This is a genomic window from Mucilaginibacter sp. PAMB04168 (assembly GCF_039634365.2).
Lineage (GTDB): Bacteria > Bacteroidota > Bacteroidia > Sphingobacteriales > Sphingobacteriaceae > Mucilaginibacter.
Map to the genome: position 1 here is coordinate 881,802 of NZ_CP155079.2, position 14,984 is coordinate 896,785.

Below are 14,984 nucleotides of genomic sequence, written 5' to 3' on the forward strand. Positions count from 1 at the left end.
ATCGCTCGAAATGACAAAGGGTGAATTTGCTTTATAACTCTATTTCAAATTGAGCCAGGCTAATGAATTGCTGCACGCGGGCCGCTACTTCTTCCTGGGTTAAGTTCTTGACTTTCTCAGTACCAAATTTCTCAACGCAGAACGAGGCCAGCGCCGAGCCAAAAATGATGGCGTTTTTCATGTTGTTAAAGTTTACCGTACCCACTTTGGCCAGGTAACCAATAAAGCCGCCTGCAAACGTATCACCCGCGCCGGTTGGGTCGAACACCTCTGCTAATGGCAGGGCAGGAGCCGAGAAAACCTTATCTTCATTAAATAATAATGCACCATGCTCACCCTTTTTAATGATAAGGTATTGCGGGCCCATTTGTAAAATTTTACGGGCAGCTTTCACCAGCGAATATTCGCCGCTCAGCTGGCGGGCCTCAGCATCGTTAATAGTAAGCACATCTACCAATTTAATAGTTTCCACCAGGTCATCCATTGCAATGTCCATCCAGAAGTTCATGGTATCCATTACAATGAGCTTAGGGCGGTTTTTAAGGCGCTTAATAACCGTTTGCTGTACCTGGGGTGTCAGGTTGCCCAGCATCAAGTATTCGCAGTCCTGGTATGATTCTGGGATGATGGGGTCAAAATCGGCCAGTACGTTTAATTCTGTAGCCAGCGTATCGCGGCTGTTCATATCGTTATGGTAACGGCCGCTCCAAAAAAATGATTTCTCACCTTCTTTTACCTGCAAGCCTTCAGTGTTGATATGGTGGTTCTCAAAGTCCTCAATCTCACTTTTAGGAAAATCATCGCCCACAACGGCAACGATTTTTACGTTGTTATAAAAGTATGATGCGGCTAAACTGGCATAAGTAGCAGCACCGCCAACAATTTTATCGGTCTTACCAAACGGGGTTTCAATAGCGTCAAATGCCACAGTACCAATCACTAATAAACTCATGTGAAAATATTTTAAAAAATTTTGCTACAAATATTGTGAAATTAGCGCAGACTTTATACTTTTGCACCACTCCAAACCGGAAAATACTCCTGAGTAGCTCAGCCGGTTAGAGCATCTGACTGTTAATCAGAGGGTCGCTGGTTCGAGCCCAGCCTCAGGAGCAAGGAGAAAAGCCTTTCAGTGTAAGCTGAAGGGCTTTTTGTTTTTAAGTCCAGTTCCAATAGGTGCAAGTCAATACCTATTTGACAGTACGTTGTTAGTACACTGTTAGTACAACCGTAGGCCATAACACCAACATTATGGTTTATCTGAAATTCGTTTTAAATGACAAACGACTAAAAGAAGACAATCTCTATCCTGTTGTAATCAGGGTAACACACAATCGCAATAATACTACAATCTCAACAGGCATTCGAGTGAGTGCCAATGACTGGGATAAAATTTTAGGACAGGTCAAACGCACCAATCCTAATTTTCAATTGCTGAACAAGAAACTGACCGAACTCCATCTGAAAGTCCAGAAGGTAGCTTTGCAACTCGAAGACAACAATGAGTTCTCGTTCGAAAACTTAAAAGAAGGACTTATTGACAAACCGAAAGTCATTCAACGCTCTTTAACTTTTAATGAGTATGCTAAACAGATCATTCAAGAGTTTAAGGAAGTCAAGCGTACTGGCAATGCTGTTGTATATCAAACAGCAGTGAACCGTTTAGAGCAGTTCTGCGGTCACTCTAAATTGAAGTTCACGGAGATCAACTTCACATTGCTGGATAACTTCAGCAGACACCTAACGGTTAAAGGTTTAAAACCTAATTCGATTGGCAACTACTTTAGGTCAATCAGAGCTATCTACAACAAAGCCATTAAAGCTAAATTGGTTGATAGGTCATTTTATCCGTTCACAGAGATATCCATTAAGACAGCAAGAACAGCTAAGCGGGCCATAACAATTGATGATCTGGCCAAGTTGAGTAAATTAGAACTTCGGCCCAATAGCAAAGAGTGGCATGCACGTAACTACTTCTTTTTGAGTTTTAATCTGATTGGTATATCATTCACAGACCTTGTCTATCTCAAACCTGAAAATATAGTTAAGGGCAGAGTAGTCTACCGACGAAGGAAGACAAAGAAAGAGTATAGCATTAAACTTACTACGATGGCACAGCAACTGTTATGCCTCTATCGACAAACAGGGAAGTACCTACTACCGGTACTGTCTGCAAGGATTGAAGAGGACTCTACAGACAGCAAGAAAGTAATTCAGCAGTTCATTAAAACTACCAACAAATGGTTGTCTCGTACTGGTAAACAAGTTCAGATCGAGAACTTAACAACTTATGTGTCGCGCCACACTTGGGCCACCACAGCTAAACGATTAGGTTACTCAAATGAATTGATTGCTGAAGCCTTAGGGCACGAGTACGGCAACAAGATTACAAATATCTACCTTGATACCTTTGATCAGTCCGTAGTTGATGAAGTAAATGAGAGGATAGTGAAACTGATTGAGTAGGTCAACTTAAATGGTAGCGGAGTGAGCAGCTTCGCTATCATCTTGACAATTTTGCTAAAACACATCAGACTACCAAACTCTTTTTACAACTTTGGGCATCACGATTATTATGACAGATGCGCAATACTACACCTTCACTTTACAATTGCCTAAATCGGTAATAGCAAGAATACATGAGCATAGGTTAATTGACCCTTTTATCAATGCCAATGGTGAATTCAAGGGTAGCCTATGGAAAGATGCTCCTGATGTCGTTGAGCACCAGTTTGGAGGAAGGTACGGAACGCAGTTCAAAACTGTAAAAGAAGTTGAGTCCTTTCTAAATGCCTTTCATGCTATTATTGATAAGCGCAACATTGATAGGAAGCATCTTCACCCATTGCTGTATCTCATCTTATTTCTTAACGAGGACTATGAACAGCAGAGTATAGAGAACAACCGCTTCAACCGATTACTCGACTATGCAAGGTTTGTATTAGACTTCTCTGTTAACTGCTGGTCGCACTTCGAGTTGATGGAGAGTAAGCCAGAATATAAGAAGGTCTATGACCAATATACACAGGAGTACTTCTTTGCAAAGGCTGAGTTGCTGGACACAATGGAGTATGAAGAACTGATAGAGTTTGTGCCTGATGAAAAGAACAGGGAGGACATTGTTAAGTACCTAAGAGTTGATGTAATGGGTAAGGAACTTTACGTGCCTGACGATCTAACTTTTAATACTAGGACGAACGGTGAACGGTTGTTAAGAAGCGTTTCAGGAGAAGGGCTTGATAGTATTGAGCTGCCAAGTTGGTTCCGGGAACAACTTATTACCCATACCCTCACCACAATGTTAGAGGAGCACAAGCAGCATAATACAGTATTCTACCAAGAGTTTGTTAAAAGCGACTTTGATGCAACAGCAATGAAGAAGGTATACAGGCAGTACAAGAAGCGAGCATTAAGCAACACCACCTCCCTTGCAAGGGTTGGTATCATGGTCGGAGACTACCTTAAAGACCATAAGATCTACAAGACCAAAGCAGACATCGCCTCATTTCTGTTTGAATACTTCGCATTGTTTAAGTCATTTCGATTGAGAAAACCAATCGCTATACCTCAAGATTACAGTCACCTTACGCGATTCTACATGGATAACGGCATAACAACCGAGACAGTAAGGTTGATGATGAAGGATGTCGGGGAAATTTAGTTTTCAAAGAAAATCTTCACAAATAAGTATTTTAAATCATTCTCATTGACTTACAGTTAGTTAATGACATGTTGTGCCTAAACACAGGCGTTCTCCTTTCCCTCACTTTTCTCCCTAAACTCTTTTGTAACGTCATCAGCAAACAACTATCATTTAACAGAAGAGCTGATGATGTCGAAGCTTTAAACTTGGCTCCTGAACGACTTCTAAAATAGACGGAGCGAAACCCATAAGACCATGAATAAATGGCAGCAACGAAGAGCACAGCTCTCGAATGACGGTGCACAAAGAGTGTTGACCGCAAAACAATTCTTAGGTAAAGAAGGTGCGATAGCCTACTTAACACCTCAACAGTTGTTCAGTTTTAATGACCATGCCCGTGAAGAGGACGTAGACCACTTCGCCAATGTAATTGAATTAGGCAAGCAGTTTCGTATGACTGGTTGCCAAAAGCCAAAAGCCCCAGACAAGGGCGGTAACAAGTACGTATGGCCAGTGTTCAACCGTAATGGCAACGTTGATGGTGGCAAAGTACTTAACATTGGTAACCTTTACCAGTTTATTAATGATCTGTACGATCGTAAGTTTACTATTGGCTTTACCTACGATGACCTAATCGAGGAAGCTGAACAAGTTTAACAATCAAGTGGTACCCGGCAGCAATTCAGTTGCCGGGTTCTTTAATTAAATTCTAAAATCTATCTGACAGTGCACCCAAGTGTACTGAAAAGGACAACTATACCCCAAAATGAAATTGTTACATGAAGAAATAGTAGAACTTGCAGTCGACCAGTTCCTGAACGATATAGAACCTTTTAAGTCTAAAGGCATTCAAAGAAATACCATCAATCATAAAGTGTTACCGGGATGTGGTGCTACAACATTAGAGATTGAGCATACCAAACGACATAGTATTTTGTTACTGCCCAATGTTCCTGTTATACAAGGCAAGTGCGAGAAATATAACAAAGATGGCAAAGTGCTGGTACTTGGCATACATACAGATACAACGGATATAGAAATATTAGACTACTTAGCCTCAAACGTGGAATACCACAAGATTCTGGTCACGCCTGAATCGTTTAAACGCTTGAAAGCATTCGTTGGCAGGGCTATCTATAGCAAGTACTTTCTGTTGTTTGATGAATGCGACCACGTTGTTAAAGATGTTAACTATCGCCCCGACATCATTCTGCCAATGATTGACTTCTTCCTCTTTACAAACAAAGCTTTTATATCCGCTACACCGATCATCCCTTCCGACCCTCGTTTCAGAGCTTATGGCTTTACTTATGTTAAGATCAGGCCTACCTTTGAGTTTAAAGAAACTATCAGGCTTATCACCAGTAACAATGTGGTTCATACCTTAAAGCAGTTTATAAGAGAGAATGATAGGGAACGTTATTTTATATTCTGCAACAGTGCAACACTTATTGCGGATGTTATTACCAAACTTGACATTTCAGAGGATAGTGCTATATATTGTGCAAAGAAGAGTAGAAGAACACTAAGGCGCAACGGCTACAAAGATGTTCACATGAAGCTCCAATCATTTAAAAAATTCAACTTCCTTACCAGTAGATTCTATGCAGCCGTTGATATTGAGTATAAGCTCTATCAATGCGACCCCACTATTATAATGCTTACCAATCTTTACACCGCACCACAAACTATGCTTGACCCACATAGTGATGCTATACAGATAGCTGGCAGGTTCCGGAAGGAAAAGGATATAACAATAAACAAAGAGATTGTACACATTGCAAACCTTAAGCCTAAATTAAAAACAGCTGGTGCCGAAGCTATTTGGCAGGAACTTGACGAAATGCACAAGGCATATAAACATCTAAGCAAACTTTTTAACAATGCTACAACAGCTGGCAGCAAGAAGATGTGGGAAGAGGCCTTAGAAAAAGTAGGGTATCAAAAGTACCTGCATAAGAGTGGCAGCCGAAACTTCTATATGATAGACAACCTAATCCACGAAGATAAAGTTAAAGGCTATTATCTATCAGCAGCCGAGCTTAAAGAGGCTTACAAGATCAGCGAATACTTTAATCTTGACGAGCGTAGCAAGGACTTCATTTATCGTTATACAGATGAAGACAGGCAGAAATACAAGCCAGGTACAGGTTTACAAAGCGACAAGGTATTCGTTCAGGAAAAGTTAATGGAAGTGACTAGCCCAGCTAAATATGATGATATGCAAATTGCGATTACTGTCGCATCATTAAGTTTAGATTATGGAGACATCATGGCACCAATACATAAGTATGGCATTGCTGAGTCGAGAATACTTCGGTTCGACGTTAATAAGATCCAACAGGAAATTGATTTGGAAGTTGTAAAGCAGCAATTAAACCTTTTAAAGCAACATGTTAGCAGGCAACTTATAGCAGGGAAAGCGTACATGGCAGCTACTATTATCAGAGAATTAACTAACAGTATCAATGCTCTTGGTTTGGAAGGACTGAAAGCTAATCTTAACCTTATGAGGAAGCTTGCAACATTGTCCAGCAGTGATAACCGAGTGCTAATTGGTAAAGATGAAAACGGCAAAGAGCTTCGTGGGTATAGAATCATTCAATATCATTAGGCAGCTATTATAGATTGGACACATGAACGCTGGAAGTGTTATTTATAGACCACCTAAGCCAAAGTGTCCAATCGAATTAATTCAATCAATTAAATTATTATAATGGACACTAAATGTTGGAATGACTAACTTCTAGTCTCTGTTAGTCCAAGTGTCCATTCAGAAGTTGCCGCGTGCAGCTTTTGTTGTTTAAATAATATGGAGCTTAACTTATAAATGGTCACTTAACACTCCTACAACTTTTAAAAGTTAACATTCGCAAGTTCATGCTCTATCTGCAAATGCTTGCGCAGCTTTGACAATGCCATCTACGTACCAGTCGCTTCTAACACGACTTGCAGGGTGACCAGCACCAACAATTAACTTACCATCCTTAATATAGTACTCACACTCACCTGCGAACATCCTACCTTCATCTAAACCGAGATCACTTCTTAAGTACCCAATGGTGCCACCACAGATAATTATATCAGGATCGTAGCTTTCTATCTGATGTAAGATAACGCGCTTATCTCTCTCGTAAGCTTCCGTTAACTCACTTCCAACAGCCACCGAACCACCTGGACGCTTCTTGATGTTAATATAGGCTATGCTGTTAAGCACGTCTATCATTTCAGGATTATCTGGAATATCATCCATCCCATCCCAAGGAAGATCATGAAGAATACCATATGTAGTGTAAATAATCTTAGTGAAGGTGTTGGCAAGACCCTTTAGAAGCTTGTCACCGTCCCTGGCCTTACTAATCAATTCCTTCGTTATACTCCACTCACCAGCCCTACCTACCTCATTCACTTCTTTCAATATCCAAAGTATTCTATACTTAGCATCATTGTAGTTTCTTAGGTTAACAATGCCATCCGTTACAATACCATGATCTATTCCAAAGTGGCTTATGTAATGGTCAAGGACATGCCTGTCGATTGCAGCTTCATCTTCTATTGTAAGGATTGGTTTCATATATTCTATTGTATGCGGTTCTCAAACATAATCAAATGGCATCAGATAGGTACTGGCATCTCAGCTATATTTTTAGAAGTCAACCATCACAAACTATATGTGTTAAGCACTCACACCTATACACCCTCCCTTTATTTAGCACCCCTCTGGCCATCCATTTTAGAAGTCACAGTATACAGCTCTTTGCAATTGCAAAGCATTTTACAATTTGAAAGTTGTGTGTGGCTTGAGCGTTCCACCAGGTCTGATGTAACGCCCCTCCCTTGCTTTCGAAGAAAAGCAAATAATATCTGTTGGGCGCTTACTGCGCCTGTTTGTCGAAGCGGTAAAAGCGTTCCCTACAGAAACACTTTGGTTTACCGCACAACCTATCAATGATTAGTGCCCACCTTGCTTACTCTTTAAAAGTTAACTGCTCCCAATCACTATTTAGCAACCCATCACTATGCACTTTGAATACAACCCTAATAAGCACGACAAAAATATTCCCGAAGAACCTGAACCACCTCAAAGACAATATCGCATCGCTAAGCGTTGGAAGGTCGCACCTCGGCATCACATAGGTAAGCACCATACCGGTATCAATTTGGGATTGGAAAGCTTCTTTATGAAAATCCGTAAGAAAGTCAGGAAGCTTTACGCCCAGCAGAACGAATACTTCTATGACAGGGATTATCGGAATGACAACGTAGACCCATGCAGCATGCATACTATCGCTTGCAGAACCTTCTACATGAGTCTCGATTGCAGCTACTTCTACGAGTATTATATACAGTACAATATAGAAGATAGTCCATTTAAAGAAGAGATAGCATTCTTGCTGCGAACTACCCAAAAGCCTAAAGTAATGGAACCAAACATGGCTACATACTTTGAGAATATGAGGAGGTACAACAACGATGACCCTCAATATTTCTCTTACCTCAAACCAGAGGATGAGCAGTAGCCAACACCACACTTACACACAACAGGAAGCCTGAGCGACAACGTTCAGGCTTTTTCATTTTTATTAACTTTTAAAAAATCAATTTCATGGAAACACCAAGCAAACAAGACCAAGCCATCAAGACTGCTAACGAGGCAGTAGAAAAAGCTTACCAAGCCATTATCAAACAGGTTAAACAGATCTTAGCCGATTGCCCTACCGAGGAACTTCGTACTTACGTAGAACGGACAGGAAAGACCAATGAATCACATTCTTTCTACTCACCGATGGTTTACATCAGCGTAGGAGAATATTTTGGCAAGCGGATGATCTCCTATGCCAAGAACTTCAAGGTTAAACCGCACATCGGTAACCACCTGGACACGCTCATTGTACGATCTATCTATAGGTTAACCAGTGTCGAAGCCACCAAAACTAATATCGAGGACAGGCTTGAAGAATACACTTACCATTACAGTAAGTATGATGATGCTTTGAAGTATACCGAGACACTCGACAACTACAAGAAAGACATTGTTCACCCAGAGCAAGCAGCATAAATGAAACAGCCATCAAACACAGACCAACGCGTCTTAACTTATAATGCAGAAGTACGCAAGGCTTACCACAAAATTTTAAAGCAGGCCAGAGCTCTTATTGCTACAGTCGAACAGCACGAACTAAGGTGCAGCTTGGTACAGGCAGACCGTAGCAAGCCAGTCTTTATGAACAAGGTGCATGAGTTTGTCAATCCGCTAATCTACCTATGCCTAATGTGCCCGGTTGATACTTACTGCATACACTTCGGATTTGAAGTTTACGGCAGTGGAGAGAATGACTACACAGCACTTACTTCTAAGTTTATGCGAACGCTTTATAAGTTAACATCAAATGAGCATACAGCGATCAACATTGAGGACTGCGTCTCAACTTATAATGTTATCACAGAGTGCAATGACCTTTTTGACTATATGCACGAACGGGATAAGAGCAACCATGACTTCGAGCTAATCGCTTATAAGCCTAAACCAGTTAAAAGAAAGTTGATGAAGGTTGCTTAACTTATAATGGATACTGATTAACTTTGCCTCTAATCAATACAAGAAGCACAACACAGACAGTATCCATTACATATAATTATTTAAGAAAATAGAGCGTTGCTTTATTTGTTCTTGTTCAAGAAACCTAGGAAATTTCAAACACAATGAGAACAGATGAGATCAACGTCCATGCGCGAAAGCGTTTGGGCGAAGACTTGTTTGTTGTTGTGTGGGCTTCCTAGGGCCTCTTGAACGCAAATACGGTCTAGTCCAGGCGCTTTTGTGTTATCTAACCCACCGATGAAGGACTGCATTGGTACTTCACTATCACGAAATTGAAAACTTTCTTACTCACCATTGCAGCATTGATGTGCTTCGTTGCTGTTCATGCCCAAGTTGTTTACACAGCAACACAATCGTCCACGAGAAAATTAAATGCTCAAGGAGCAGTCGTTAGCAAAACACCATTCAGAAGGCTTAGCAAGAACGCCACTATTAGTCTTTACAACAATTACCTAGTAATCAACTTCAACGGGTTTGTTGATGAAAACCAATCCTACAAGTTTGCTCGCAAGATTGATTTAACTACTGATGATGGTGGTTATACGCAATGGAACGCCACTGACAAGAATGGTAAAGAATGCGAGGTGTTGATTAAGGATTTTGGTACCTACAGCAAGATTGTGATACGTTACATAGCTGATAAGTATATAGTAATCTACCAGACACTATAAATATAACAACACAGCCATCACAGGCAGCAGCATATCGTTGCTGTCTTCAATCCTCATTTTACAATGATTACACCAGTTACTATACTTATGGCCATTGCTTTAATGTTCTATGCCTTACGTGGTAGGTCACAGCCAGCTAAGGAGCCTGTGAAAGAGAAGGAGTATATAGGGAACTATCTATTTTACAGGGTAAACCTTAATGATGAGCAACCACTATACCTTGATGGTGCAGGAATTGGCAAGCTAACTATCTATAAGAGTAGTCGCAGCTTTGCTTTCCATGCGAATGATAAACTCATCTATTACCGCTCTAACTACACCAGTACCATGAATGAGGAACTGGAAGAAAGCTTCTCTTTTACTGATGGTAAGGCAACATGCTATTGGAAACAACAGCGCCTTGTGCTCTATATAAATTTAACAGACGATGGTACACACGGGAATCAGTACGAATTGGACTTCTCTGAGGCTACTTAGACAGCTTGCCTTTTTAAAGGTAACCATCACAGGCAGCCACACATAACCGCACTTAATTACAATCAAACCCATACAACAACAGATCACAACAATGAAAAGATTAATCCTATTGGCTGTAACAGCCTTCATGTTATCGTCTTGCTCTAAATCAGGAGGAAGTGGCAGTACAGAAGAAGTAAAGCCAACTGCTCCATTAACACCCGTACATGAAGTTATTGACAGTAAGTATATTGCTGTATATCCTGATTATCTTGATATTGATTATACCAAGGTAGACCCGAATGGAGAGATAACTAAGAAGCTGATTGATGCAGCTATCAAGACCATCAACCAAAGCAACAGCTTCAACAATGTCTATGTGAAAGGTAAGACATTAGGCTTCATCTTTCGTCGAGGCAAGTCAGCCCAGCCAAGCACCATTTCGTTGAACAGCAGCAGTAACCTTTATAAGGAAGTTACCAAAAACTGGTCTTGGAACGGCGTGGTGACGATTAGAAAACAGAATATACTTATAACAAAAGAGCAGTATGAGCAGATGGTCAAACTCAATGTTAAAGCATTTAACACATTTGAGCAAGCTTCTGTACTATCAAAGGTAACCAGTGGTGATGTGATGGTTATTAAGTTTGCCTTAGCAAAGAACAAGACAGCGGATAAGCAAATATTGAGTTATGACCTGCAAGCATCAACACCCATAACCTTTACACCTCAGTTTGAAATCAACTGCCTAATCCCAGGCTTTTACGACCGTCAAACAGATGTGTTGGTGGATATACCTGATGGCCCTGCAAAGCCAGCACAACGCGATTTGGGAGCAGGTGTCATTTCCTATACTCAGGACATGGATGGTGGCAATGCCACAGATGCGTTGAACTTTGCTATTGCAAGGCAGTACTATCAAAGGTACGTGGTGCCAAACCTTTAAAAGTTAACAAGTCGAAATGCAGAGCTTACCTATTTGGGTAGGCTCTTTTTATTTATCTTTAACATTCATGGAATCAAACAACATACAACAAACATTAACCTTTGCAAAGGAACATACAGGAAGATGGTATGTAGTGCTACCTGAATGGAAAGGAAGTAAGGCAGAATTAGAAATGGTAGAGGGTGCAGACACGATGCTCGATATCATGGCACAAGGTGGAAAGGAAGTGACACTCACGGTGAGTGAACAACCTTTTGGAGGCTCTAATGAGTTGATACTTACAGAAGATTTATCGAATGGTATAGGTGGCGGTATGTACCTTTTAAAGGTTTACCAAGGCGAGGAGATTAATCATAAGATGTGGTTATGTGAGGTTATGAACTATGTGTTTAAGAAATTGCCACCAGTAGTTTATTTCAAATGATGGGTCTGAATGGTTAAGCTTGCTGTCAAGAGGTTTAACTTTTATATTAGCCTACCCAATGACAACTCAACAACGGCATAACTTATTATGGTTGGCAAGTGCAATCACACATCCAAGCCACTACACGAGAAGGCAACACTACTATGATGAAGTACACAGGTTGTTCTTTACAAGGGTAAAGATTGATTATAACGGTGCTAGGTTTGAAATTAGAGATAGCTATGATAAGCCTTTAGTAGAAGATGCTGCAAGTGATCTGTTAGTACGTCTTGAACTTATAAACGATGCAAGCAGCGAGATTGTAGAGATTCCAAAGCTCAATGTCGAAGATAAGATTGCAATACAAACGTTATTCTTGAAGCACTTCGAAGGTGTTTACTACTACAATGAGATACAGGAAGCTATTAATAATCAGCAGGACGACCACAGGTTTGTATTAGATACGGTCCTAATAGAGAATGATAATGCTGCTCCTATGGCTCCGTATTGGGATGATTATAAGTTGAGGACGGTAACACAGTATATAAACATCTTTGGAAACACAGTTGGTATCAAATGACGTGAAGGCACTTGTTCGTACATTGGCTTATGTTATGCTAGTAATTAGCGGACTACTATGGTTTATAATAGTGGCTGGCTTGCTAACCATTGCAACTGATCCTGAAGATCATCTGTTCGATGACGAGTTTAATAGTTGGCAATTCCAAGTGCTACGTATAGGAAAGATTACTGCCCTTATAGCCGTAGCAGTCATTACTTACAGGATAGGCAAAGCGTTGCTTAGAGTAAAGCTTAGTGAATAGCCTGCACTTAATTCGAGCCATTGCCAGTATTTGTCAGAACCTGAGCATCCCTTAGCTCGAAGAGGGTTGTTTAAGCGAGTAAGGAATGCTCTGGAACTTTTGGGGTAGTCCGCATGGATAAGCAGGAAGATAGGTGTGACCCACTGCCTAAGCTCATCACAACCGTACGCCAAGTTGCGTTACGCTTAACAAGCTTTTCAAGCACGTTGCGCTTCACCATCCTTACGGCTGACTTGTCACACCGTTTGATGTTTGAGCAAAGTCATTCATCACGGAACTTCTCCCTGCCTTCATAGCATTGCGCTACGCTGCATTACTATTTCATTCAGGCAGTTCCCTTGTCTGGCTCACCTACGCATCGCAAATGGCTTCAGCCTTGTCACAGCTTTTGATTAACCAACGCACCTCCCAAACTCAAAACCAGCGCCAAGCCTTTGTGAAGCATTCTGAGTGACCGCACCTAATCGGTACTCTCTCCACTCAGACCATTTGCTCAATTCGCGTAGAACGGTTCGCTAATCATCGTAATTCGGCTGATGGCTTTCTATTAAAAATAACTGATCTCTTCTATACTTCCAACTAGTCAGCTTAGAACCTATAAAACTATTAAGTTATACACGTTGATTTAGAAGTTTACCTCACGAGTTTGCACTAATAGTACTTAAAAATGAATTCGTATTTTAGATTAAATTAAATATAACACTTACATGCTTTCAGGAAAAAACATTTTAATATTTTCAGGACTACTGCTTATTATTTTTGCCTCTTTGTACGGCTTTACAAGAGCTGCATTTTGGAATAGCTGGGATTTTTCAGAAACTGGACAAATTGGAGATACAATTGGTGGGATTACAGCGCCAATCATAAATATAATAGGTTCAATATTAATTTACATAAGCTTTTTATCTCAAAATAAAGCTAATAAACTACAGTCACAGCAAAACGCATTTTCTTTTTTGTATACCTCTTTTAATAATTTGAAGGAAGATTACCAGAACGTAACTTTTACTTCTCCACAAGTTAACAAAGGAAAGGTATTTAAAAGTCGAAGAGCTATTTCAATTTTTCTTCAAGTGCTTCCACATCGTGCCCACAAAGAGGCTTTTTTAAACAATTCTTTTTTTTATGAATATTTATTTTTAATTGGAAACCTTTTGATATTAATTGATAACATAGAAGAAGCTCTCTTAGAGCACAATGATAAAAAACAGCTATTTAGAATACTGTTATTCTTCTATACAACTAGATTGAAGGCACAGAACATAGAAATGATTAAAGCCACAAGTGACATCCCATTGTATGCAGATTTCCATAAAGAAATTTCTAATTTTCGCAATAAGGCAGAAATGACTTTCTCAGAGTATTTTCCTGATGCGAAGCTAATTAAATAGCTATATATTTAATTAGCGATGATGCCTTACCCGTAAATTATATAAGCTATATGTTGTTAAACTCAACTGTGTATCGCCAAATCTTCGCTAATCCCTCTGTGGTTTCTTTTGAGTATCTGCTGCAAATTGGGAATATGATACTTGTTGGTTCGTTAAGGCATTCAGAAATATAGTATAACGCTATACCTAACGTTTGAGCTTTTGTGGAAAGCGGGCAGAAATACATGTTAGTTATAGGCTTCTTTGTATTTTGCCTTATAATAAAATCACGTATTACTTGAGCAGTCACAAATGGATCGTTTGCAGGTGCAAAAATAGTATTGTCTTCATCCACTAGTATTTCTTCAATTTTTGAAACGGTTTCTTCTGATGCCTTGTAGGCTTTCAAAACGTTTTCTTGATACATGTCTGGCTGAAGTGATGGGAAACCAAAAAGTTGTACTTTCTTAGTGTTATTTTTATTTTTCGAGACGTCCATGATTCTTAAATGATCATAGCCAGCACCTATAAGTAAATAGTCATTTGTAGTTTCTGGATTGTGTAAACCTTGGCAACCATCTATTTGCCTAACATGAGTATAATCAAATGAAAAGTCAGTTTGTTCACCTTTAACATACTTTATAGGGTCAGAGTAGATAAAATCGACTTCCTTTACCGCTAACACAGCTAAATACCTTACTAAAAAGACAAGATGAGGACGGATAAATCCTGTGATATCGATGCATATGGCATTTAAACTCGCAAAATCAATTCCACACTCTTCGAAATACTTTCTTATTACCGCTGACTCACTCAAATTTTCTTCGAAACTAAAAATTTTCTCGTTTTCGGAGTTTAGAATCGGGGCCTCGTTACTAGTGTAATGATACTCGGAAAACATAATCCAATGCTTTGCTTGAGCATCAATGTCGTGAAATACATCTCTTACTCGCCTGCTATCATTGTAGCCAGATACAAATATGTCATAGGATTTATCTGCTTTCAACTCTCTAGTGTTAGCAAACTTCTTCTTATAAAAAACAGTATAGTCTTTTGAGGCACTAGTCAT

At 39.9% G+C, this 14,984-nt stretch carries 17 protein-coding genes and 1 tRNA gene; 15 read left to right on the forward strand and 3 right to left on the reverse strand.

All coding sequences use genetic code 11. The features are described 5' to 3' along the window. Positions 1–31: 31 nt before the first annotated feature. The gene (locus tag ABDD94_RS03815; protein WP_345954755.1) at positions 32–952 is read right to left on the reverse strand and encodes a PfkB family carbohydrate kinase; all 921 of its coding nucleotides are present in this window, start codon (positions 950–952) and stop codon (positions 32–34) included. A gap of 87 nt (positions 953–1,039) precedes the next feature. Here ABDD94_RS03815 and ABDD94_RS03820 point away from each other — a divergent pair. From ABDD94_RS03820 to ABDD94_RS03840, 5 genes are all read left to right on the forward strand, one after another. Beyond that, positions 1,040–1,113 (forward strand) — tRNA-Asn (locus ABDD94_RS03820). A 138-nt stretch (positions 1,114–1,251) separates the two neighbouring features. Next, positions 1,252–2,466 (forward strand): site-specific integrase, encoded by a 1,215-nt coding sequence (locus ABDD94_RS03825; protein WP_345954756.1) that lies wholly within the window; start codon positions 1,252–1,254, stop codon positions 2,464–2,466. Between the two features lie 109 nt (positions 2,467–2,575). Continuing rightward, on the forward strand, positions 2,576–3,661 hold the full coding sequence (locus tag ABDD94_RS03830; protein ID WP_345954757.1) for a hypothetical protein: 1,086 nt from the start codon (positions 2,576–2,578) through the stop codon (positions 3,659–3,661). A gap of 237 nt (positions 3,662–3,898) precedes the next feature. Beyond that, on the forward strand, positions 3,899–4,300 hold the full coding sequence (locus ABDD94_RS03835) for a hypothetical protein (RefSeq protein WP_345954758.1): 402 nt from the start codon (positions 3,899–3,901) through the stop codon (positions 4,298–4,300). Positions 4,301–4,409: 109 nt separating this feature from the next. Next, complete coding sequence (locus tag ABDD94_RS03840) at positions 4,410–6,257, forward strand: DEAD/DEAH box helicase family protein (protein WP_345954759.1); 1,848 nt, start codon at positions 4,410–4,412, stop codon at positions 6,255–6,257. A 264-nt stretch (positions 6,258–6,521) separates the two neighbouring features. Here ABDD94_RS03840 and ABDD94_RS03845 read toward each other — a convergent pair whose 3' ends face one another. Further along, positions 6,522–7,217: a hypothetical protein gene (locus ABDD94_RS03845; protein ID WP_345954760.1), complete on the reverse strand. Its 696-nt coding sequence runs from the start codon at positions 7,215–7,217 to the stop codon at positions 6,522–6,524. 733 nt (positions 7,218–7,950) lie between these two features. On the opposite strand from ABDD94_RS03845, the gene ABDD94_RS03850 reads away from it, so the two are divergent. The 10 genes from ABDD94_RS03850 to ABDD94_RS03895 all read left to right on the forward strand — a co-directional run bounded on the left by ABDD94_RS03850 (position 7,951) and on the right by ABDD94_RS03895 (position 13,936). Further along, positions 7,951–8,163: a hypothetical protein gene (locus ABDD94_RS03850; RefSeq protein WP_345954761.1), complete on the forward strand. Its 213-nt coding sequence runs from the start codon at positions 7,951–7,953 to the stop codon at positions 8,161–8,163. A gap of 86 nt (positions 8,164–8,249) precedes the next feature. Beyond that, positions 8,250–8,702 carry a hypothetical protein gene (locus ABDD94_RS03855; RefSeq protein ID WP_345954762.1) on the forward strand — a complete coding sequence of 151 codons (453 nt, stop codon included), beginning with the start codon at positions 8,250–8,252 and terminating at the stop codon, positions 8,700–8,702. Beyond that, positions 8,703–9,203 carry a hypothetical protein gene (locus tag ABDD94_RS03860; protein ID WP_345954763.1) on the forward strand — a complete coding sequence of 167 codons (501 nt, stop codon included), beginning with the start codon at positions 8,703–8,705 and terminating at the stop codon, positions 9,201–9,203. A 314-nt stretch (positions 9,204–9,517) separates the two neighbouring features. Then, positions 9,518–9,916 (forward strand): hypothetical protein, encoded by a 399-nt coding sequence (locus ABDD94_RS03865; RefSeq protein WP_345954764.1) that lies wholly within the window; start codon positions 9,518–9,520, stop codon positions 9,914–9,916. A gap of 63 nt (positions 9,917–9,979) precedes the next feature. After that, positions 9,980–10,393, forward strand: a complete 414-nt coding sequence (locus ABDD94_RS03870; protein WP_345954765.1) for a hypothetical protein — start codon at positions 9,980–9,982, stop codon at positions 10,391–10,393. Between the two features lie 91 nt (positions 10,394–10,484). Next, entirely contained in the window at positions 10,485–11,318 is an 834-nt protein-coding gene (locus tag ABDD94_RS03875) for a hypothetical protein (RefSeq protein WP_345954766.1), read from the forward strand. 67 nt (positions 11,319–11,385) lie between these two features. Continuing rightward, positions 11,386–11,742, forward strand: coding sequence for a DUF6717 family protein (locus tag ABDD94_RS03880; protein ID WP_345954767.1), 357 nt, complete (start codon positions 11,386–11,388; stop codon positions 11,740–11,742). Positions 11,743–11,800: 58 nt separating this feature from the next. Continuing rightward, a complete protein-coding gene (locus tag ABDD94_RS03885; protein ID WP_345954768.1) occupies positions 11,801–12,301 on the forward strand; it encodes a hypothetical protein in 501 nt (166 codons plus the stop codon). A 34-nt stretch (positions 12,302–12,335) separates the two neighbouring features. Then, on the forward strand, positions 12,336–12,545 hold the full coding sequence (locus ABDD94_RS03890) for a hypothetical protein (RefSeq protein WP_345954769.1): 210 nt from the start codon (positions 12,336–12,338) through the stop codon (positions 12,543–12,545). A 707-nt stretch (positions 12,546–13,252) separates the two neighbouring features. Then, entirely contained in the window at positions 13,253–13,936 is a 684-nt protein-coding gene (locus ABDD94_RS03895) for a hypothetical protein (protein ID WP_345954770.1), read from the forward strand. A 46-nt stretch (positions 13,937–13,982) separates the two neighbouring features. Here the strand turns inward: ABDD94_RS03895 and ABDD94_RS03900 are convergent, their stop codons facing one another. After that, a complete protein-coding gene (locus ABDD94_RS03900; RefSeq protein ID WP_345954771.1) occupies positions 13,983–14,984 on the reverse strand; it encodes a hypothetical protein in 1,002 nt (333 codons plus the stop codon).